This window comes from Paraburkholderia sp. BR14374 (genome assembly GCF_040948685.1).
GTDB classification, from domain to species: Bacteria; Pseudomonadota; Gammaproteobacteria; order Burkholderiales; family Burkholderiaceae; genus Paraburkholderia; species Paraburkholderia youngii.
The window spans coordinates 88205-109588 of record NZ_JBFPKF010000021.1; the positions used below are offsets into that span (position 1 = coordinate 88205).

Genomic DNA, 21384 nt, shown 5'->3' on the forward strand with positions numbered 1-21384 from the left:
GCAATATGCAAATAAGCGATTGCCATAACTTTCACGACTTCCGTGAACTGGCACGGCTCAGACTGCCGGGCCCGATCTTTAACTACATCGATGGCGCCGCCGACGACGAAGTGACCTATCGCCGGAACACCGAGAGCTTCCAGCAATGTGACCTGGTACCCAATGTGTTGCGGGGAGTCGGTGACGTGGATCTCTCGGTGCAAGTGCTCGGCCAGCGGCTGGCGATGCCTGTGTATTGTTCCCCGACCGCACTGCAACGCCTTTTTCACCATGAAGGCGAACGCGCAGTGGCCGCCGCGGCGTCGAAGTACGGAACGATGTTCGGCGTTTCTTCGCTCGGCACGGTCAGCATGGAAGAGTTGCGCAAAGCGTTCCCGACACCGCAGGTGTACCAGTTCTACTTCCATAAGGACCGCGGTTTAAACCGAGCAATGATGCAACGCGCCAAAGAGACTGGCATCGATGTGATGATGCTGACGGTCGACAGTATCACTGGTGGAAACCGCGAGCGCGACCTGCGTACAGGCTTCACCATCCCTTTCAGACTCACCTTTAGCGGTATGCTTCAATTCGCGCTGAAGCCCAAATGGGTTCTGAACTACGTCACGCATGAGCGCTTTTCCATGCCGCAACTGGAGACCCACGTCGACTTTGGCGGCGGTGCGATGTCGATTGGCCGCTACTTCACGGAAATGTTGGACCCTTCGATGAACTGGGACGACGTCGCCGAGATGGTCCGGGACTGGGATGGCCAGTTTTGCCTCAAGGGCGTGATGTCTGTCGAGGACGCGAAGCGTGCGGCCGCAATTGGCTGTACCGGCATCGTGCTGTCCAATCATGGCGGCAGGCAGCTGGATGGATCGAGAGCCGCGTTCGATCAGCTTGCGGAGGTTGCAGATGCGGTGGGCGACAAGCTGGACGTCATCATGGATGGAGGTGTGCAACGCGGAACCCATGTTCTGAAGGCTCTGGCTCTAGGGGCCAAAGCCGTTGGCGTCGGACGTTACTATTTGTTCCCGCTGGCAGCGGCTGGGCAGGCTGGCGTTGAGCGGGCGCTGGCCTTGATGAGAACAGAGTTAGAGCGGGGCATGAAGTTGATGGGATGTAGCTCGGTGAGCGAGCTTTCTCGCGAAAGTCTTCGCTTTCGATAGCCTGCCCCGCAAAGCAGTTGAGTGCGCGTCACCTGCTGAGACGTCGATACGCACTCAGGTGCCTCAGAAGTCCCTGCTTGTCGCCTCGGATCTCGCTCAGGCGTGCAATATTGAAGTGAGCGTCGGCATGAGTGGGGTTGAGCTCGATGCATCGTTCATAGGCTTGCACCGCTGCGTCGTAGCGCTGCAGTTCTTCCAGAGCGACCGCGCGATTGAAGTGCAACAGAGCGTCCTGCGGAAAATGCTCCAGCGCCCGGTCAAAGACGGACAATGCCTCGTCGTACTTCATCCCGACCTCGCAAAGCAGGACGCCCAGGTTGTTATAAGCGTCGTAGTGCGGAGTCGGCGATAACTCGAGCACCTTTTTATAGGCCTGCTCAGCACCGATGACGTCGCTATCGGTAAGTTCCTCCGCAAGAGCAAACCACTCCTCGGTTTGCTTTTCCCGGCCAACGATGTTCCGGGGCGCAGCGTCGAGGAACGCCACTTCGCCCTTGACAGGCGCCACTTCCAGATCGAGCAGAAGCTGGCCCGAGGTCGCATCCCATTGCGATTCACCTGTCTTGACGACCACCGAGTCACCGACAGCCGTGATGCGGATGCCGGTCAGTGGAAGCTCTTCAGGCAATTCCGCTTTGAGCCGCGCAAGCGCTCGCAGAATTTTGCGTGACGCGATTTTGGCCGACTGAAGCTGGAAAGCTGTGCGCAACAACACGACGTCGCGGAACGTGAACCGGAGCTCGTTACGACGACCACGCGACGGTTGCACGAATCCAGCGTCTATCAGGCCGGACAGCACTCGTCGTGAGACACCCAGCAGCGACTGGAGACTGCGCAACGAGTAGTCGTGCGAGGCATTGCGCCTTTTCACTTGCGCGCCCGAACCTTGGCCGGAGCCGCTTCTTCAACCTTGGCGGGCGCCCTCTTCGCCGGTCGCCTCGGTTTGGATGCGAGCTCATCGGAAGCGGCTGCGGGCGCCTTTTTTACGGGCGCGGCTTTTGCGGACGCGGCCTGTTTGGTCTTGTTGCGGCCAAGGCTCGCACGAAGGGCTTCCATCAGGTCAATCACTTCGGCGCCCGACTCCATGCCCGGTTCGGCCGGAGACACGATCTGCTTGCCGGCGATTTTCTGGTCGATCGCTGCCAGAATCCGCTTCTTCTCCTCATCTTCGTATGCCGTTGGGTCATACGAGTCTTCGGAAACCTGGTCGATTATTTGCAGCGCGAGCTGCAGCTCGGTGCCGGTCACTGCAACATGCTCGATGTGCAATTCGCTCAGCGAGCGAACCTCGTCCGCGAACAACAGTTGCTGAAACACCATGCCATCTTCGGCTGAGCGAATCTGGACGATGCGCGTCTTCCCTTTGTATGACCATTTTGCGAGCGCGCACCGTTCGCTTTCGCGCATCGCCTGCTGAAGCAGACTGTACGGTTTGCCGCCGCGCTTGTCTGGCGCGATGAAATAAGCCTTGTCGTAATACAGCGGGTCTACCGACCTCTCCGGCACGAAGGAGACAATCTCAACGACATGCGTTGCGCCTTCCTCGAGCGCTTTCAGTTCGTCTGGCGTGAAAACGACGAACTGGCCTTTCTCAAACTCATAGCCTTTCTTCATGTCGGCTCGCGCCACGACCTCGCCTGTCGCCTCGGAGATGTACTGCTGTTTGACCCGCCCGCCGTCAGGCGTCAGGAGATGGAATCCCACACCTGAAGCACTGTCCGTTGCCGAGTAGAGCTTGACCGGAATGGATACCAGACCGAAGGAAAGCGTCAGAGACGCAATTGAACGCGCAGCCATGACTGTCTCCCGATAACCGGCGACCGCTGGTCGCACAAACTCGGTTGGATCGCACGAAGGTGAACTACGAGGTGAATTGTGCTTGGGGAATTCTACGGCGTTTTAAGGCGCTAACGCCCGGTGAGATCGCAAAGCATAGGTTGTGCCTATCGGTATAGATCTGGGCCCGCTGCCCGCGCCTTTGGCATTTTGTCCGGAGAGTATGCTTATGTTTGGGGGAAGCGGTCGCATCTGAAAGGCCTGTAGGACTAACGCGGGAGGCTCGCACATGGATCCCCGGGACGAAGAATTCGTGCTCGCTGGAAGCCTCAAAGAACTGCGAGCGAAAGGGCGGTGCATTGTCCAGGGTAGACATGGCCCGATCGTCGTGATCTGCGACCGCGAGCGTGTCTGTGCCGTTGATAATCGATGCCCGCACATGGGATTCCCGCTCGAGCGAGGCACTGTCGAAGACGGCATCCTGACCTGTCACTGGCACCATGCCCGCTTCGATCTGGAAAGCGGCTGCACGTTCGACCTTTGGGCAGATGATGTCCCCAGCTACGCGGTCCAAATACGCAATGGCGACGTCTGGGTCGCAACCAGGTCTGATCATCCCGATGCTGCCGCGCACTGGCGTCAACGGCTTGCGGATGGCCTCACACATGACCTTGGACTTGTCATCGCCAAAGCCGTGCATGGCCAGCTCGCCGCCGATGTGCCAAGGGTCGATATCGTGCGGCAGGTCGCGCTGTTCGGAGCGCAAAACCGTGACGGCTGGGGCGTTGGTCTCACGGTACTCACAGCACTCAGCAATCTGTTGTCCGTGCTGCCCGCAGACGAAACCTATCTCGCCCTGTTCCACGGCGCGCGCCGTGTAGCGGCGGACTGCAACGGCGAGGCGCCGCGGCGCGAACGTACGCCGCTTGCGAGCCGGCCGGACCCCGCCACGCTCGATCGTTGGCTGAGCCTGTGGACCAACGTGCGCCACCGCGAGGCGGCCGAGCGCACGCTGTTGACTGCGATTGCCTCCGGTCTCGCACCCGCCGTGCTCGCGGATGCGTTGCTGTCCGCCGGGACGGAGCGGGCCTTCGCGGACTCCGGGCATTTGCTCGACTTCATCAACAAGGCGTTTGAATGCCTCGATCTGATCGGCTGGGAGCACGCGTCGGCTGTGCTGCCCACTGTCATCGCCCAAATGGTGAGCGCCCGGGGTGCCGAGGAATCGACCGCGTGGCGCCAGCCCCTCGATCTCGTCGCGATGTGCGACGAAGCGGCCAGCCAGATCTCGAACCTCTTCGCTGCCGGGCGCAGCGTGCAAGGCTGGTCGGATCACGCGGCGCTTGCCTGGGAACTGCTTTCAGACGATCCAGCGAGAATCATTGACTCGCTGAAGGAGGCGATCCGCGCAGGCGCTGCGTCTGCCGACCTGGGACAAGCCCTCGCTTACGGAGCGGCGTTGCGCGTGGCCCGCTTCGGCAATGCCAACGAGTACTCCGACTGGGAGACCGCGCATCATGTGTTTACCCATGCCAACGCGCTCCATCAGATTCTCAGGCGTGTCGGGGACGCAAGCTTCGACACTCGAGTCATCGGCGTTCGCGGCGTACTGCACGGAGCCATGGCGCTCTACCTGGCGAGATATCTGAACGTTCCGCCCGCCCGCATCCCGGGCGAGGACGATGATCCGCTCGACGACCTTCCTGCCGATGAGGGGACGATCCGAACGGCCTTGCTCGACGCTTTCGATCGGCAGCGTCAGGTCGATCTTGCGGCGAAGCTGGTGGCGCGCCATCTTACGCTCGGTCATCCGCCGCAGGCGCTCATTGCCACGCTTGCGCTTGCCGTGTTGCGTGAAGATGCCGGCTTTCATGCCTATCAGATGCTGGAGGCAGGCGTTCGGCAGTTTGCTGCATGGGGCAATACTGCCGAAGGACGGCACATTCTCATTGCAGTCGTCCGCTATCTCGCGGCCCATTCACCGACTGAACGTGGGATGCTGCAGACGGCCGACATCGCGCGGCGGCTGATGCTGGGAAGTGAACTGCATTGACCTGCCAAGCTCGCTAATGGTGTCCGTCCGGACACGTTTTAAAGGAACCTCCCCGCGGGTTCATGCAGCACGCATAAAAGCGGCGCAGCGCCGCGCAGAAAACACCAAGCAATTTTTTCTTATGCGGCTGCCCCATTCTCTTCATTACTTACTTTTAGTTTGCGTTACATTTAGTTACCGGTATTCTCCGTGCCGAGTTTTTCTGCTCTATCTCAGTAGGTCGCATACGTAATTCGAATAATGTTGAGAAAACAAATTCTGCTTCGCGAGGCACGAAGCGAAATAGTCGGCAACACGACCAGGCTCACCAAGGTTGTACACGTCAAGGAGGGCGATTACGTTTGCTATCAGGGGGCCATAGAGTCGCCGCTGATCTTCCTCATCGAGGGACAGCTCCGAGTGTCGACATACTCCGAGGATGGTGTCGAGCTCCCGCTCTACGTTGTCAATCCCGACGAGTGTACGGGCGAGATTTCGATCCTCAACTGCGCGCCGACCGTGGGCAATGTAATTGCTACGAAGGCCAGTATCGTCGGCCTGCTCGACCGGGCGCACGCCCGACGGCTTCTCAGCGACCCGGACGTGGCGCGCTCGCTGAATAACCTGATCGCGAGTCGCGCCAGAACGCTACTCGCGGCGCGCAGCTCGCGAAGCCAGCCGCGTGCGGATGCGCGTGTGACCGCCGTGATCGAGGCGGCCATCAACCAGAGTCAGGCCTTCGATTCGCCGCTTGTCGAACTGCCCAGTCAGGTCACGATTGCGGCCATGGCGGGTGTGAGCCGCGAGACGGTGTCGCGTGTGATCACGTCGCTCGAAAAGCGTGGGATTGTCGAACGGGAAGGCAAGGCGATCCGCATTCGGGACCGTGTCGCGTTGCACCACCTCGCAACCGGCCAGACGCCAAGTTGAAGCGACTCAGGGTTGCGCAGAGATCCGTACCGGTTTTTGGGTCAGTGCCAGCACCGCCGCACTCAGGTCACGGATCATCTGACGTGCCTGCTCCGCATCCAGTACGAAGCCACGCTGATTCGGTGCGACGGGGCTCGCCGGAAACCTGTCCGCGTCGAGATGGACGGTCACGTTCAGGCTCGTCGAATCGATGCGCCATCGCTGTACCGTTGCGAGCGTCATATCTCGTGCGTCTTCGTCGTGTGACGTACCGCTCTTTACCTGTTGCATACCAAGGGCTTCTGTCAGTGCGCAGAATATACGCCAGCGTTCGAGAGAAGCTGTGATCGCAATCACAAACAGGTCATCATTGGTCAAGCGGGATGGCTTTCGATGGACGCCGATGTGTGAAAAACTCGGCCGCTCAAGCGATGTGACTGACTGATCATCTACAAGCGAGCGTGGGGATTGATCGCGAAGAAGCCGGCAGATTGATTGCCGGTGCGAACGATTGATGGTGCCCATGGGCAGGATCGAACTGCCGACCTCTCCCTTACCAAGGGAGTGCTCTACCACTGAGCCACATGGGCCGTCTAGATGACGTAACGCTGGAGCGGGAGACGAGGCTCGAACTCGCGACCTCAACCTTGGCAAGGTTGCGCTCTACCAACTGAGCTACTCCCGCATTTGGCTCCCCGACCTGGGCTCGAACCAGGGACCTACGGATTAACAGTCCGGCGCTCTACCGACTGAGCTATCGGGGATCAGGCTTTAAGAAGCGGACCGGATTGTACAACATTGGTCATGCAAAAGGAGCAGTGACAGATATTTTTAGTTGGGAGGGAGCCCCATCTCAATGAGAACGGTGTTGAAAACCATAAATGCTGCGCCGACGGTCATGGCGATGCCAAGAACAGGCTGGCATTTTGTGGAGGCTCCGTCAGCACGCAAAATCCCAGTGATCGCAGGCGCAAACGTCAGGAAATACCGGCCATTGGCGTGAAAGTCTCCGCTGATGACGATGGACAAAATTGCCATTGAAAGGCCGCCACAGAGTAGAAGCAGCGTCCTACGGTCATATTTATCGCGCGTTGCTTCCCAGACGCAGTAAATCGCGTATGTCCCCAGCGCCATCAGCGGGATGCATGCGAAAACGTACTCCCCATGCATTAGATCCAAAGGTCGGAGAAACAGTTTGAACGGCCCGAATCGACTCGGCGTCCACGCTGCGCGCACCTGAAACGCGGCAAGCGGATAACCCGTCGTTTTCCATTTGACCGCGATGTCAGCCAGGATACCAAAGCTGCTCAATACGGCCGTGGACGCGAGCATAAAGATGCGCTTTCTGGTATTGAACGACGGCTCAAATATGATGAGACCTGCGATCCAGAAGTAGGCCAAGGCGCCGGCAAAGCGCGTTGCTGACATCAGTGCGACGGCGATTGCTGCGGCGTAATACCATCGCTTCAACATGAAGACGAGGCCAACGAACTCGAGTGCGACGAACAGAGTTTCGCTGAAGCCGCCGACAAGAAAAAACGCGAACGGATTGAAGGCCAGCCACGCGGGAGCGAGCAATGATTGCCACTGCGAAAGTCGACTCATGCGGCCTAACGCATAAAGCGTAAACATTGCCGCGAGCAACAGTGCCGCGTTCAAATTTATCAAGACTGCCTCTACTTTGAGGCCGGTGACGGTCTGGGCCGCCTTAGCCAAGTATGGATAGAGAAATGGCCATGCGACGTTCTGTTGATCGTGCTTGTCCCCGTTGTACTTGTACCCGGTAGTCACGATGCCCTTGTACCAGCCGGCATCCGCGCGGTTAGTCAGGACATCCTCCGGCTCGGTTGAGACTCGAACCGCTTCCTTCGCATAGATGCCACTGCTGGCCGAGACGAGATCAGCCAGGGGAATAACCTTCCCGCCAGACCGTACCTCGTAGACCTGAAACGCCAGTTTCCTGCTATCGCCAGTCGGAGAAGGCACAAAGCTCCAGTCTGACCGGATATGCATGGCACCATCGCGACACGCGGACACTGGGGGGAGAGTTTGCCGGATTAGCCCGCGTTGAACGTTGATCTGGAAGTCAGGCGAACCCTGGCAGGAAACGCTCAAGACCAAATCGTGATTTGCATTCCCGACGATCGTTAGCATGCCGGTGGGTGCGCCCGCCGGCAACCGAAGGTTGATGTCCGGTGCGGTCCAACTGAAACCGTCACTCACAAAGTGACCATTGAACCGCTCCATGTTAGAAAGCGTGCCGACAATCGCCCCTCTCGCCACAAACCAAAGCATCAGGATTGAGAATATCGGAATTGCCACGCGAACAAGGTTCGCGCGTAAAGCCCCCGTGTCACGTTGAATTTCGGCCTCGGACTCGATTTTTATTTGAGTAGTCATCGTAATGCACGCGCACGCGATCAAGGTTTCGTCGCGCACTAAATAAAAGCCAATGCGTAATGGAAGGCGTGGAATTTTAGCGCATCTCGTTATGCAGAAATGACGCAGTTAGTGGTCCCTAGTCTAATCACGATAACTCTAGATACCGTGTTGTACGCGCACAGTGCGCGCCCTGCCCAGATTTCGCGCGAACTGGACCGCGATGCCATCCACCCAACGCTCGAATGCGAGTGCCAATAGCGCCGTGACAACCACTCCTACCCCACACGCTACTGCGACGGCCACTCCATAGCCGAGCGGCAAGAACATCAGGAATATCGAGCAACTGACGGTGAAGAGCACGGGGAAGTGCACCAGGTAGACGCTGAACGAAAGCCTGCCGAGGCGCAGGAACGGCCGGGACGAAAGCCAGCGTTGCAGACGAACCGATGCGAGTACGGCAAGTTAAACGAAGAAGGCTCCGAGCTGGCTCTGGAAGTGAAACAGGTCGTCGCCCCGGACCGCGAGCGGCGTGAGCCATTGACGGATGCTGTTGACCACGTGCCAGTCGCGAGTGCAGCACAGTGCGACGCCGAGCGCTAGCGATGCTACCGCCATGAGCGATCGCCATACCGATTTATCGCGCTCACGCTGGGCGAAGTCCGCCAACAGGTGGCCCGCAACGAACAGCATTAGCGGATGGCTCCAGAACAGGATTGGCGTCGCGATCAGCAACCCGCGATAAAGCTTGCGGCTCACGTGTTGAGTCGCCACGAGCGCCATCACGAGGAAAGACCCCCACAGCTCGCAGTGCAGCGTCCACAGCGGCGCGTTGAAAGAGCCAGCAATCGTATCGAGGTGCGGTTCGAGCGGCGGAAAGAGCGTGCTCCACTGATAGCCGGTGAACAGCGATTCAACGGCGACTTCGCGCACGAAGTGGCTAACCGAGAACGGGTCGGGGCCAATGGTCGCGAGCCACTTCGTCGAACCCGTGACGGCGCCTGCGGCGACGTGGCTGCCTGGGAACAGTGAGAACAGGAGGCTCGCCAGCGCTGCCGCGAAGAATACCGGCCCGATGAGGCGGGCGACGCGCCGCACGACTTGCCGGGGTATTTGCAGGGGCGAAGCCCGAAACGAATACGTCAACACTGTCCCGCTGAGCAGGAAGAATATATACACCGCCGAATAGCCGTCGAACAGCCAGAACAGCGGAGAAGGCCGGGCGATCCAGGCCTCCCAGCCAAAGTGAAACGGTGCGTCGCTCCGATCATTGGCGCCAGGGAAAAACGCAGTCAGATAATGCAGCAGGAAGACCTGGACTGTGGCTGCGCCCCGCAGACCTTCGAGCCAGGCGACCCGAGGGGCGGGCGAACGGTTTGCGGTCATGCGGGCCGGGCGAAGATGAACGAGAAGATACGTCCCATGTACGCCCGCTGCGGGGCGTGGCGCAGGCGCCACATGATGCCGTCCATCACGAAATGGGTCATGACAACCGACAGGTACACACCGAAAACAAACTCCCGAACGGGCTGACCGTTACGCGCCTGCATGACGATCATCAGCGCGCCGAGAGCCAGCGCCAGCACGATGAGCCGCGCCCAGCTGCTCAGCCGGCGCTCCTGACGGTCACCGATATAGCCCATGAAGACGAGATATTGCAGGCCGTGGGCCAGCGCGTACGAGAGGACGGCGTTGATCGGGTTGCTATAGAGGAAGCTTGGCAGGTAGAAGAGCGTGCCGAGCATGATGACCGTGATGCGGCGGGCTGCACCCTGCTGATGGCGAATGGAGAGCGCGACAGCCAGCGCGGTCACGATAGCGATAGCCTGCAGGCACGCGGCGGCAATCCAGATGACGTGCACTACCGGCGGCTGCACGAGGTCGGTACCGAGGTTGTAGAGCTTGACCAGCGCGAGGATGGCGGCAATGACGGCCATCTGCATCGGCAGCCGTTCGCTGCCTCTTAGCGGTGGTTGCTGGCCGGCGCGCATCATGAAGCTCGAGACGCCGAAGTTCTGGCGCTGGTAGTGCCAGGTCTGCCAGATGAAATAGAAGAGCAGCGCGGCGGCTTTCAGCGCCGGCGTGCCTTTCATGAAGATCATGCCGTAGACGAGCGCCATGCACAGCGGCACGAGGATGGTTCGCGGCCAGTGCGCAAGCAGGATGGAGCGGCCTTCCTTTTCCAGAAAGAAGTAGTAGCCAGCGGCGACGTGTGCGCCGCCGCCTGCAAATTCGATCAGTACCAAAAGCTCGGCGAGGGTGGTGACGCTCGGTTCGAGATTCAGAAGCGGTACTGCGACATAGGGAAAAGCGGTGGCCAGCGTCAGCAGGACGATGAAATTCCGGAGTTGCATGGCGTGGGCAGGTGTTCTCTTTGTTGCTTGGTCGCAGGCGTAGCCTGGCACGGTCGGGAAGGCCGGAAAACTTCACCTATTTATCCAAGAAAGGAAAAGCCCCGCCCATCTTTCGAGGGCGGGGCGAAGCCCGGCGGCTGTGGAGCCGTCAGCTTCTGCGTATGCACTGGCTCCCGGACCGATGAGTGCTATCGGTCCGGACTAAACCAGCGACAACCGCTTACGCGAAGTGCAGAGCGTGCGTCGTCGAGTCGATTGTGGCGTGCGACAGGTCAACGTTACCGGCAATCTTGATGACCTGGTCTTGCGCGGTGGTCGTCGGCGTTGCACCCGTGTCAACAACGTAGGTGTTGCCACCGAACTGGAACCACGAGACCGTGTTCGCCGTTGCCGACGCGCCACCTGCTGCGAGCTGGACGAGCTGCGCGAACGTCAAGTTCGACGTGGTCTGGCCCGAGAACGAGAATGCAGAACCCAGTGCGCCGCTCTGCGTGATGCTTGCAGCGTTGGCGAACGTCACATCGTTGCCGCTCAGGTGGCCCGACAGCGTGAGCACATTGGCATGCGCCGTATCCGTGCCAGTACCGAACAGCAGCTTATCAGTGACGGTGTCCGAGCCCGAACCGAAGGTCACCGCCGCACCGTAGCTGTCGCCGCCGGTAGCTGCATGGGACGCAACATCAGCCACCGTCACGCTGCTGTCGCCCGTGCCCAGCTTCACGCTTTCGTTTGCACCCTTCAAGCTGATGACGTCGTTCGCAGCCGATGCCGAATCATCGATAGAAGCGTTTGCACCCTTCACAGTCAGCACATTGTGCGCCGTGTTCGTAGTGGTGTTTGCAGCCGTCGCGCCTTCGATAATCGAGCCGTTGGCAGCATCGTTCTCGATGGTGTCGCCACCGGTGCCACCGTGAATGGCGAGGCCCTTGAACGTCAGGGAATCACCGGCAGTACCGGTCGTTACGCTGGTACCAGCCGTAATCGACAGTGCGCCGGTTGCAGCAGAACCATCAATCGTCGTCAGCGACGAAGCCACGTTGCCCGTCAGAGTAGTCGATGCGACATCGGCCGTATCCGTCGAGAGGTTCAGAGTCAGGGCGTTTGCACCCGAAATCTTCAGCGTCGTCAGATGGTTGTCGGTTTCCGTGAGGCTCAGGGTATTCGCGACACCTGCTGCGCCACCCGATACAACAGTAACCGTAGAATCGCCGGTCGACGTGATGGAAAGGTCTTGCGTTCCTGCGCCAACTTTGGCTGCCGTTGCGTCGGCAAATGCCACTGCAAGGCTGTTCGTCGACGTGCCAGCGTGCGTCAGCACGATAGCGCTCGTGTCGCCGTCGCTTGTGTCTGTCACGGTCACGTTTGCTGCGAGGTTGCTGAGCGTACCGCCACCGTTACCCGAGCTGATTGCCACACCCGAAACGTCGTTTCCAAGCAGCGAAGCATCGAGCGAACCCGAATAGCCCGAGACGTCGAGCGTCTGGAAGTTCTGGATACTCGCGCCGAGGCTGTTGGCCACCAGCGAAGCCGAGATGGTGTTGTGACCACTCGAGCCGCCGTCGACCGTCAAACCATCAGCGATGAAGGTCGTCGAATCAGCTGCCAGCAGCGTGTTCGAGCCCGAGCCGAGCGTGATGCTGCCCGTGTAGCCCTTGCCCGCGTTGCCGACGCCGTTCGCGATGGTCAGGACGTCGTCGCCCGTGCCGGTCGACGTGAACTTTTCTGCCGCGCTATTCAGGGTAGTGGTAATCCCCGCAGCGCCGCTGACATTGATTGTCGAAACGCCAGCTGCTCCGCTCAGGTCCAGCGCAATGTTCTGCGCGCCCGACACGTTGACCGTTTGCAGGGCCTTGTCCGCAAACGCGAGCTTCGAAGCTGCGTCGCCGCCAGTAACAACGTTGAGCGTCTTGATGATGTTCTGGTCCGTGATACCAGCCGTATCCGTCACCGCATTTGCATTTACCGTCAGCGTCGTGATGGCGTTCTTTGCCGCCAGACCCGCGTTGTCGAGTGCAACACCACCGCCCTTACCCGACAGCGTCAGGGTCGAAAGGGCATTGTCGTCAATCTCTGCACCTGCGCTGTAGTTGTTCAGCGCGACCGACGTAATCGTGCCGAGGTTGGCTGTGCCTTGGTTGATGTCCTCGACCCAGACAAAGCCGTCTGCAACGCCGCCAACTGCCGCAACAGCGGGGACGCCGGGACCTGCTGCGACGCCTGCCACGGCATTAACGGCGGCAGACTGGTTCACAGTCACCGAAGTGGTCGCCGTGCTACCGAAGACGTCGATGTCGCCGCCGATGTTCGTGTACGGAGTGCCGGTCGTGCCAGCAACATTCGGGGCAGCGATATTTTGCGTCACGCTGACCGTCGTACCGCCGAACACTTCGGCTCCGTTAGCGGTATAAGTGGTGGCGGCAGTAGCCAGGGCTTGGTTCGTAATGGTTACGTTGACTGCACCGGTCACGTACGTCGGCGTATTGCCCGAGTTGTCGCCGATTTCGATATGGCCAACGTCGTTGCCCGTTGCCGTCACATTGACCGCAGAGCCGCTGGCAACTTGAATCGCGCCACCATGGTTCGCGCCCGTCTCTGTAACCGTGACGGTGCCGGCCGCAGCAGTTTTGAGACCAATGGTAACTGCGTTGTTCGAGTTCACCGTGACATTGTTACCGCCATCGACGTGGACAGCACCAGCTCCGATGCCGCTAGCCGGTACTTCCGTGACGCTCACGTTGTTCGTTGCTGCCGCATTCAGGGTAACTGCGCCGCCGGCTGACGTGACATTCAAATTCGTCAGGCCGGTGAAACCCTTGGTGGTATCCAGCGTAACGGGCGCATTGACAGACTCAATGACGTTGAGCGTCTGAACGCCGCTCACAGTTGCGCCTGCCGGCACACCGTTGATAGCGAGCGCGGTAGCTACGTTGAGTGTGTTGCCCGTACCAGTGCCGGTAATGCTGTCGAGACCATTCCACGTGTTTTGCGTGCCGAGCCCAACTGCAACATCGGTGGCGTTCACGACATTGTTGTTGCCCGTCAACGTGACGGTATCCACACCCGTAGTGAGCGTAACCGTCTGTCCAACAGCACCCGCATTGATGTTCGACAGCGTCGTCTCCAGGTTCGCGGCTGCAGTGCCTTCCGAAGTCGTGTCGGTCACGGCTGCGACAGCTGCACGAGCATTGTCCGTAGCGGTCTTGCCCGAGTAGGCGATTTGCGCCGATACCGATTCCGACACAGCATCCGTGAATGCCTCAGCGTAGGCCAACTTGGCATCCAGTTGAGCCTTGTCGTCGCCCGTCGCACCGTAGTAGATGTTCAGCGCGACGGAAGCCAGCGTGAAATCGCCGTTGATAATGCCGCGTTGATAGAAGTTCAGACCTTCGGCGTCAGGCTGACGGCCGAACAGCGTCTGATAGATCGCGGCGATTTGCGCTGCCGTGTTCGAGCCGCCGTACAGGGCGGTCGATTCATTCGAGTTACCGAACGCGTTGATGATCGAGTTAAGGTCGCCCCCGGCGTTGTCCAACCGGACTGCCCAGTATTCCCGACCCTCGGGGTCAGCCGGGCGGCCATAATAAGCCAGATACGCCTGTTGTACTTCTTCGTAATATTGTGCTGCAGCCATTTGATTCTTCTCCGATAGAGTACGAATATCAACACATGTGTGATACGTCATGAGCCGTTAGGGAGTCGACGCGTCAGATTCGTTGGACTTGAATCACCCGACGGTTTTCCACAAAGCTACAACGCAGGGGGATTTTCAACGTCGGGTTGTTCGCGAATTGTGATGGCGCGCACAAAAGCGCAAATAGTTGGAGACTCGGCGACAGAGTTGCTTTTTTTCTGCGCAACTCAGACCTGAGAAAGAGGCAATTGATGCGGGAAAGAGCTTTTAAAGAAGCCTTGCAAAGAATACGAGCGCTGGGCGCGGTAGCGCATGAGCGCTTGTTTCCCCTCTCCGGCTAGAACCGGCCCTGCCAAACGGAAGGAACAGCCAACACTGCGGGATGCGACACGCAAACGTTAAAATCAAGCACGACTCTAAAGAAATCGCATCCCGTTGCCGTCAATTACCCACGAGGCCATAAGCGCCGAGTGAGAAGTGGTTCGACGTCAAATCAGGCTGATCCCTTACTGCAGACTCCCCGACAGTGTCCGCGTCATTACCCACGGCAGGATCCGCTGCGCGCGCCTGTTCTTCGAGCAGGCGGCTGGCATTTGAATGCTGCAGCGTCCCGTTCAGCGCATCGATCAATTCGCTTAACCGATCCTGTCGGAGCAGGAAATGCCGGGTGGTCGACGCGCCAACGTTGTCGTCCGACTCGCCCGCCACGTATAACGACAGGCTGATATGGCCTGAGGACGCAGCCGGCTCGATGGTCCAGTCCACGATCCAGCGTCGTAGACCGAGTCTTTTGCCGCTTGTGGCCTTTCGCTTTGTGATTGAATCGGGCTTCATGATCTGTTTCGGTGAGATTGCGCGGCACTCGGCAATTGGTAATGCTGCCGGACCACGATGCCACCTAATTTAGTGCAGATGCCCAAACAAGATTGTGCGTGCCAGCACAATCCTTAAGTAAAAACAGGTAAAGAGAACCGCCACGCCAATGCCGCGCCCACACGTGATCGGGCGTGGCGCACGGTATCGATCAATGAACCCGCGCTGTCGGCACCACCGCATTAGCGAGCGGCGCCGCCTGGGCAGGTGGAACGAACGACTGCGCGATTTCCACCAGATCCTGCTCGGTCAATATCCCGGCAGCGTGTTTGAGTTGCAGATCTGCCAGCAGGAACTGATAACGCGCGCGCGCCAGATCGCGTTTGGCCGAATACAGCTGCTGTGTAGCCGTCAATACGTCGGCATTGGTGCGCACGCCCGCCTGAACGCTTTTGCGGGTCGCCACGATCTGCAGCATCGCGGATTCGACGGCGCTTTTGAGGGAGTCGATGCGCGTCATGCTGCTCACGCACTGGTTGTATTGTTTGCGCAGGTCGAGCAACACCTTGTCGGTCTTGTCTTGCAATTCGAATTGCGCACGTTCGTAATTAGCCTGCTCCTGTTGGGTCGACGCGCGCACGAGTCCACCGGAATACAGTGGTATCGTGACTTCAACACCGACCGATTTCGTCAGATAGCGAGCACCGATCGCATTGGTCTGGGTCGACTGATTCTGGCCAACGCTCGCCACCAGATCCACGCGCGGATAAAAGCCCGCCTGCACGATCTTCATCTTTTGCTGCGCCGCTTCAACTGAGTGTCGACCAGCGATCAACTGCGCGTTGTTTTCCAACGCAATATCGTGCCAATGATCGAAACTGAGCGGCTCGGGCAACACCGGTTGAAAGTCGTCCTTCAGACGGTCAAGACCCGCGACATCGAGCGACGCCGGCAAACCGGTCAGCGCTTCAAGCGCATGCGCAGCGTTATCCAGGCTATCGCGGGCATCGGCGACATCTGCCTCTGCCAGCGCGGCCTTCGATTTCGTTTCGAGAATATCCGTGCGGGTGCCCTCGCCGTTTTTGAACATCGCCTGATTGCCGGCGTACTGTTCATCGAACGCGCTTTTCTGCGCGAGCGCGAGCGACAACTGATCTTCCGCGAAGACCGTATCTGTATAGGCAGTTAACACGCGCACTAACAAATCCTGCCGGCTATCGTCGAACGTCGCGTCCCCGGCTAGCGCGGTTGCCTTGCCGTAGCGATAGCGCGCAATGCCTTCGAAACTGATCAGTGGCTGACGCAGCGAAACGCCTCCGGAATAGGCACCGTAGACCTGATGTGTGGAATAGTCCCCATACGGCGTACCCATGTTCTTCGTACCGGTTATGTCGCGGTATCGCGCGTAATTCGCCGAGACGTTGGGCAACAGATACGAGCGGCCAATCCCGACATTCGCGTCATCGGCTTCCTTCTGCTTCGCCGCGCCCGCGAGAATCGGGTCATGGCCCAGCGCGGCTTCGTACGCATCGACGAGGCCGAGCGCAAGCGCCGGACGCGGCGCGATCAGTGCGGCACCAACCGACATCGCCAGCAATAACGTGCGCAGGCGTGGAACGGCCTGCGCGGTGCCGGTAGAACCGGCGTTAGACGACTGAAGTGAAAAAACGCGCTGCACTTCAGTCCTCCGTGAATGCAGTGTGTGCGCGATCGAAGATCGGCTTGAGCAGATAGCTCAGCATCGAACGCTGACCTGCATTGATGAATATCTCGACCGGCATGCCCGGCTTGATATCCAGCTTGCGCAACTGTTTCATGCCCTGCTCGGTCACTTTGGCGCGCACCCTGTAGTAAGGTGCGCCGGTGTGTTCGTCCACGAGGCGGTCGGCGGACACAAAGGTCAGCGTGCCGGACACTCTCGGGGTGGTGTTCTGGTTGAACGCGGTGAACATCATGTCGACCGGCATTCCCGTGCGAACCTTGTCGACCAGGTTCACCTCGAGGTGCCCTTCCGCTTCCAGCGGTTCGCCAGTCGGCACCACATCCATCAGCTTCGCGCCGGGGCCGATCGTGCCGCCTTCGGTGAAGACGCTCATCCCGACGACGGTGCCGTCAACCGGGGAACGGACCTCGCTGTTGGCAAGGTTGAATTCGCTTTCGTCCAGCCGGCTACGCAATGCCTCGGTGTCACGCTGCACGTCGCTCAACTGCGTGCGCACCTCTTTCATATAGTCTTCCTGCGCTTGTGCGATACGCAGACGCGCCTCGGCCGACTGGCTCGCCAATTCCCCGGCGGTGCCCGCCTGGCGCGCGATCTCGCCGTTCAGCACGGCTTCCTGACGTTGGAGGTCCTTCAGCTTGCTGCGCGGCACATATCCTTCGATCGCCAGCTCACGAACGCCGGTCAACTGGTCCTGCAGCGCCTGGTGCTCGAGCAGCCGTTGAGCATGCGCGTCGTTTTCGCCAGCCAGCTGCGCCTGGTATCCGGCGATGCTCTCCTGCAGCGCGCCAATCGACGCCTTCAGTGCCAGCCGGCGCGCGCTCAGCAGTTGCTCCTGCAGCTGCACGTCGGCCTCGGCCTCCTGGTCGTGTGCGGCGATACCATCCGTCAACTCACGCGGGAAGGCGATGGTCTTCGCATTGGTCGCCTCCGCGACGAGGCGCGCCTTGGTGGCGAGCTCGGTCAGGTACTGCGAGCGGATGGTCGCGTTCTGCGAGCGCGTCTGCACGTCGTTCATCCTGACGAGCACTTGCCCGGCCTTCACCTGATCGCCATCCTGAACGAGGATTTCGCGAATGATGCCACCGGTCGGGTGCTGGATCGTCTTGCGATTGCCGGCCACCACCACCGTTCCCTGAACCTCTGTGCCCTTGCTGAGGGGCGCGAATGCGGCCCACAGCAACGAGCCTACGATGCCGACCAGTACGACGATCCAGCCAAACTTGACGTAACGCGATTCATCGACATTGACGACCGGCGGCAATCCGGTGCCGAGCACCTCGATAGCAGGCGCCGCCGCTTTCTTGCTTGTGGAATTAACCATGGAAAATCTGCGGGTCAGACTGTGGCATCCGCATCCGCTGTTTGAGCGTCGGATGGCTGATGAGGGTTGGACGAAGCCGGGTTTGAGGCGGCCGATTGAGCCGTCGCGGCAGGTTGAGCCGTGGCGGTCGTTCTTGCAGCAGCCGATTGCGCAGCCGCCGTATTCGCGGGCGCATTCTGCAACGCAGCCAGCACATGCGCGGTGGGCCCATACATTCTGAGCTGGCCTTCGACGAGCAGCAGCAGCTTGGTCGTAGCCGCAATGATGCTGGTCCGATGCGTAATCAGCACGACGGTCTTGCCGGCTGCATGCAAGCGCTCGATCGCCAGCTTGAGCGCCGCCTCGCCGGTTTCGTCGAGGTTCGAATTCGGTTCGTCCAGCACGATGAACGACGGATTGCCATACAGCGCACGCGCCAGACCGATGCGTTGCTTCTGGCCACCGGAGAGCCCAGCGCCGCGATCGCCAACCAAGGTGTCATAGCCTTGCGGCAGGCGCAGAATCATCTCGTGAACCCCGGCGAGCTTCGCCGCCTCGATGACCTTCTCCGATTCGATCTGCCCGAAGCGCGCAATGTTTTCCGCGATCGATCCGCCGAACAGTTCGATGTCTTGCGGCAGGTAGCCGATGTGCGGTCCGAGCTGATCCTTGTCCCACTGATAGATGTCCGCGCCGTCCAACCGCACGGTGCCGACCGCGGCAGGCCACACGCCGACCATCAGCCGTGCGAGCGTCGACTTCCCGGACGCGCTGGGTCCGATCACGCCGACCACATCGCCGGCCTCGATCGTGAATGACAGGCCCTGCACCACCGGCACTCGGATCCCCGGCGGCGCTGCGCTCACGCCTTCGAGCGTCAGCCGTCCGTTCGGCGGCGGCAGCGTCATGCCGATTCGGCGCACCGGATTGTTTTTCAGCAGTTCGACGAGGCGGTCGTACGCACTGCGAGCGCCGCTCCACTGACGCCAGACCGAAATCACCATTTCCAGCGGACCCAATACGCGGCCCATCAGGATCGAACCCGCGATCATCATGCCCGGAGAAATCTTGCCGTCGATCGCGAGCAGCGCGCCGATCCCCAGTACGAGGGACTGCAATGAGAGCCTGAAGAACTTCGTGACATTGCCGACCAGCGCCGCTTTCTCACTCGCTTCAGCCTGGCGCAAGAGAAAGCCCGCATTCAGGACTGACCAGCGCGCCATCAGGTTGGGCAGCATGCCCATTGCCTCGATGACCTCGGCATTGCGCAGATTCGCAGTGGCGAGTGTCGTGGAGCGAATCGACAAGCTGGTCGCCTCCAACAGCGGACGACGTGAAACACGTTCGTTGGCGATTGCTAGGGCTATCAGGATCGCCGAGCCTGCCAATGCAAACACGCCGAGCCAGACATTGAAGATGAAGATAACCGCCAGATAAATCGGGAACCACGGCGCATCAAAGAATGCGAACAGCGCATTGCCGGTCACGAATTGCCGGATCGTGGTCAGGTCATTGAGAGACTGCCCCGCATTGACGCCCTGCTGTTTGAGATTCGTTTCAAACGCAGCGGTATATACGCGGCTGTTCAAGTGCATGTCCAACTTGCCGCCGATGCGGATCACGATAAAGCTGCGCACATATTCGAGCACGCTCGAGAACCCGTACATGCCGAGCATCATCAGCGTCAGCATCGCCAGCGTGACGCCATTACGGCTTGGCAGCACGCGGTCATATACCTGCAGCATGTAAATGGACGGCACGAGCATCAACAGATTGATGAGCATGCTAAATGCGCCTAGCGTGCGAAACACGCGGCGGTAGCCTAACAACGCCTGAATGATTTCATTCGACGGCACTCTGACTTTACTGGTCATCTTTGCTCGTTACGCCGGTCTCGCAACGCCTCTCGATTCACTTCTAGTGTGGTCATTCTTTGGCCGACACCCCGTGTGTCGGTCCGTTCTGAAGGCGCTCATTCTGCTCGATCAATTGCGTGTGAAATGTGACGGCCGTCACATCTATTGGCGAAAACAAACCCGATACTTGCGCTGCTCCCAGAATCCTTATTGCAGACAGTACCTTGCTCGACAACAACTATTCCGACGCTCAGCTCGACATCGCAATGGGTGGGCGCGCTTTACTCACGCCGCTTACAGGTATTGGCCAGTACGCGTCGAATCTGGCCCGCGAATTCGTCCATCGGGGACATAGCGTGCGGTTCTTTTACGGCACGCACTGGTCTTCGTCGCATGAGAACGGCACGACAGCGCCCGCCGCGGGAGATGCACGAGCAACGAAGTCGTGGCGCACCATCGCGGCAGCCGGTGCCAAACGTTTTGCGCGCAAGTATTTGCCCTCCGCATACCGTTTCATGCCACACGTCGAGCAGTATCGTTTCGATTCGGGCATCCGGCGGCGGCGTGCTCCGCAGGTCTATCACGATCCGAACTTCATTCCGTTCCGCTTTCGCGGGCCGACGGTGATCACCGCTCACGATGTCTCGTGGGTGCGTTATCCGGAGTACCACCCTGCCCAGCGTCTCGCGCTATTGCGGGCGAACTTTCCACGCGCGCTCGAACGCGCGGATCGGGTCATCGTGGTATCGGAGTTCGTTCGGCAAGAATTACAGGCTTGCTTTCCAGTCGCGCCCGAGAAAATCAAGGTCGTGTATAACGGCGTGTCGACGCGCTTCCAGCCGTATTCCTCCGAAGCGACCAGTAACGTACTGAGCCGCCACGGTCTCGCACATGGCCAGTACTTCGCGGCCGTGGGCACGCTGGAGCCACGCAAGAATCTGCAAACCGCGCTGGCCGCGCATGCGCGCCTGCCGGCCGCGGTCCGGCGCCAGTTCCCGCTCGTGCTGATCGGCATCGAAGGATGGCTGACGGACAGGTTGCACCGCGCACTCGAACCGGGTTTGCGTGAAGGCTCCGTGCGCAAGCTCGGCTATGTGTCCGACGACGACATTCCGCTGCTGACCGCGGGCGCGCTCGCGATCGTCTATGTATCCGTCTATGAAGGGTTCGGGCTACCCATTATCGAAGGCATGGCGGCTGGCGTGCCGGTATTGTGCTCGACGGCCGACGCGCTTCGGGAAGTGGCAGGTGATGCCGGCATCATGCGCGAGCCGACCGATGTCGAAGGATTCACCGAAGCGATGCAGGCGCTGATCGACGATCGCGCGTTGCGTGAGCGGTTGATCACGGCCGGCACCGCCCGTGCGCAATCGTTCAGTTGGCAGCGCACTGCCGAGGAAACGCTCGCCGTCTACCGGCAGGTCGTCGCCTGACAAAGCCGGTTCCGACGGGCGCCGTCA

General features: G+C 59.8%; 15 protein-coding genes and 3 tRNA genes. 4 read left to right on the plus strand and 14 right to left on the minus strand.

The genetic code is table 11. The features are described from left to right. Nucleotides 1-5 precede the first annotated feature (5 nt). Entirely contained in the window at nt 6-1151 is a 1146-nt protein-coding gene (locus tag AB3X86_RS32150; RefSeq protein ID WP_368599076.1) for an alpha-hydroxy acid oxidase, read from the plus strand. Between the two features lie 28 nt (nt 1152-1179). Here the strand turns inward: AB3X86_RS32150 and AB3X86_RS32155 are convergent, their stop codons facing one another. Then, nucleotides 1180-2022, minus strand: coding sequence for a tetratricopeptide repeat protein (locus AB3X86_RS32155; RefSeq protein ID WP_368599077.1), 843 nt, complete (start codon nt 2020-2022; stop codon nt 1180-1182). Beyond that, the gene (locus AB3X86_RS32160; protein WP_176120492.1) at nt 2019-2948 is read right to left on the minus strand and encodes a Ku protein; all 930 of its coding nucleotides are present in this window, start codon (nt 2946-2948) and stop codon (nt 2019-2021) included. The genes AB3X86_RS32155 and AB3X86_RS32160 overlap by 4 nt, the downstream gene beginning before the upstream one ends. Nucleotides 2949-3216: 268 nt before the next feature. Here AB3X86_RS32160 and AB3X86_RS32165 point away from each other — a divergent pair, with 268 nt between their 5' ends. Together AB3X86_RS32165 and AB3X86_RS32170 are read left to right on the plus strand one after the other, a co-directional pair. Beyond that, complete coding sequence (locus tag AB3X86_RS32165; RefSeq protein WP_368599078.1) at nt 3217-4980, plus strand: Rieske 2Fe-2S domain-containing protein; 1764 nt, start codon at nt 3217-3219, stop codon at nt 4978-4980. A gap of 240 nt (nt 4981-5220) precedes the next feature. Continuing rightward, the gene (locus tag AB3X86_RS32170) at nt 5221-5889 is read left to right on the plus strand and encodes a Crp/Fnr family transcriptional regulator (protein ID WP_368599079.1); all 669 of its coding nucleotides are present in this window, start codon (nt 5221-5223) and stop codon (nt 5887-5889) included. 6 nt (nt 5890-5895) lie between these two features. Here AB3X86_RS32170 and AB3X86_RS32175 read toward each other — a convergent pair whose 3' ends face one another. The 12 genes from AB3X86_RS32175 to AB3X86_RS32230 form a co-directional block, all read right to left on the minus strand. Then, complete coding sequence (locus tag AB3X86_RS32175) at nt 5896-6393, minus strand: hypothetical protein (RefSeq protein ID WP_368599080.1); 498 nt, start codon at nt 6391-6393, stop codon at nt 5896-5898. Beyond that, nucleotides 6384-6458: transfer RNA gene (locus AB3X86_RS32180), tRNA-Thr, on the minus strand. The genes AB3X86_RS32175 and AB3X86_RS32180 overlap by 10 nt, the downstream gene beginning before the upstream one ends. Before the next feature lie 19 nt (nt 6459-6477). Then, nucleotides 6478-6553 (minus strand) — tRNA-Gly (locus AB3X86_RS32185). A gap of 3 nt (nt 6554-6556) precedes the next feature. Next, nucleotides 6557-6632 (minus strand) — tRNA-Asn (locus AB3X86_RS32190). 67 nt (nt 6633-6699) lie between these two features. Beyond that, nucleotides 6700-8268, minus strand: coding sequence for a hypothetical protein (locus AB3X86_RS32195; protein ID WP_368599081.1), 1569 nt, complete (start codon nt 8266-8268; stop codon nt 6700-6702). 444 nt (nt 8269-8712) lie between these two features. Continuing rightward, a complete protein-coding gene (locus AB3X86_RS32200; RefSeq protein ID WP_368599082.1) occupies nt 8713-9633 on the minus strand; it encodes an acyltransferase family protein in 921 nt (306 codons plus the stop codon). Further along, a complete protein-coding gene (locus AB3X86_RS32205; protein WP_368599083.1) occupies nt 9630-10601 on the minus strand; it encodes a hypothetical protein in 972 nt (323 codons plus the stop codon). Before AB3X86_RS32205 ends, AB3X86_RS32200 begins: the two co-directional genes overlap by 4 nt. A 220-nt stretch (nt 10602-10821) precedes the next feature. Then, entirely contained in the window at nt 10822-14232 is a 3411-nt protein-coding gene (locus AB3X86_RS32210; protein ID WP_368599084.1) for a beta strand repeat-containing protein, read from the minus strand. Nucleotides 14233-14673: 441 nt separating this feature from the next. Continuing rightward, nucleotides 14674-15066, minus strand: a complete 393-nt coding sequence (locus AB3X86_RS32215) for a hypothetical protein (RefSeq protein WP_368599085.1) — start codon at nt 15064-15066, stop codon at nt 14674-14676. 190 nt (nt 15067-15256) lie between these two features. Then, nucleotides 15257-16723, minus strand: coding sequence for a TolC family outer membrane protein (locus tag AB3X86_RS32220; protein ID WP_368599086.1), 1467 nt, complete (start codon nt 16721-16723; stop codon nt 15257-15259). A gap of 1 nt (nt 16724) precedes the next feature. Further along, nucleotides 16725-18089, minus strand: coding sequence for an HlyD family type I secretion periplasmic adaptor subunit (locus AB3X86_RS32225; protein ID WP_368599087.1), 1365 nt, complete (start codon nt 18087-18089; stop codon nt 16725-16727). Nucleotides 18090-18103: 14 nt separating this feature from the next. Next, nucleotides 18104-19942, minus strand: a complete 1839-nt coding sequence (locus AB3X86_RS32230) for a type I secretion system permease/ATPase (protein ID WP_368599088.1) — start codon at nt 19940-19942, stop codon at nt 18104-18106. A 206-nt stretch (nt 19943-20148) separates the two neighbouring features. Between AB3X86_RS32230 and AB3X86_RS32235 the strand changes: the two genes are divergently transcribed. Continuing rightward, nucleotides 20149-21357: a glycosyltransferase family 4 protein gene (locus tag AB3X86_RS32235; protein WP_368599089.1), complete on the plus strand. Its 1209-nt coding sequence runs from the start codon at nt 20149-20151 to the stop codon at nt 21355-21357. Nucleotides 21358-21384: the final 27 nt, after the last annotated feature.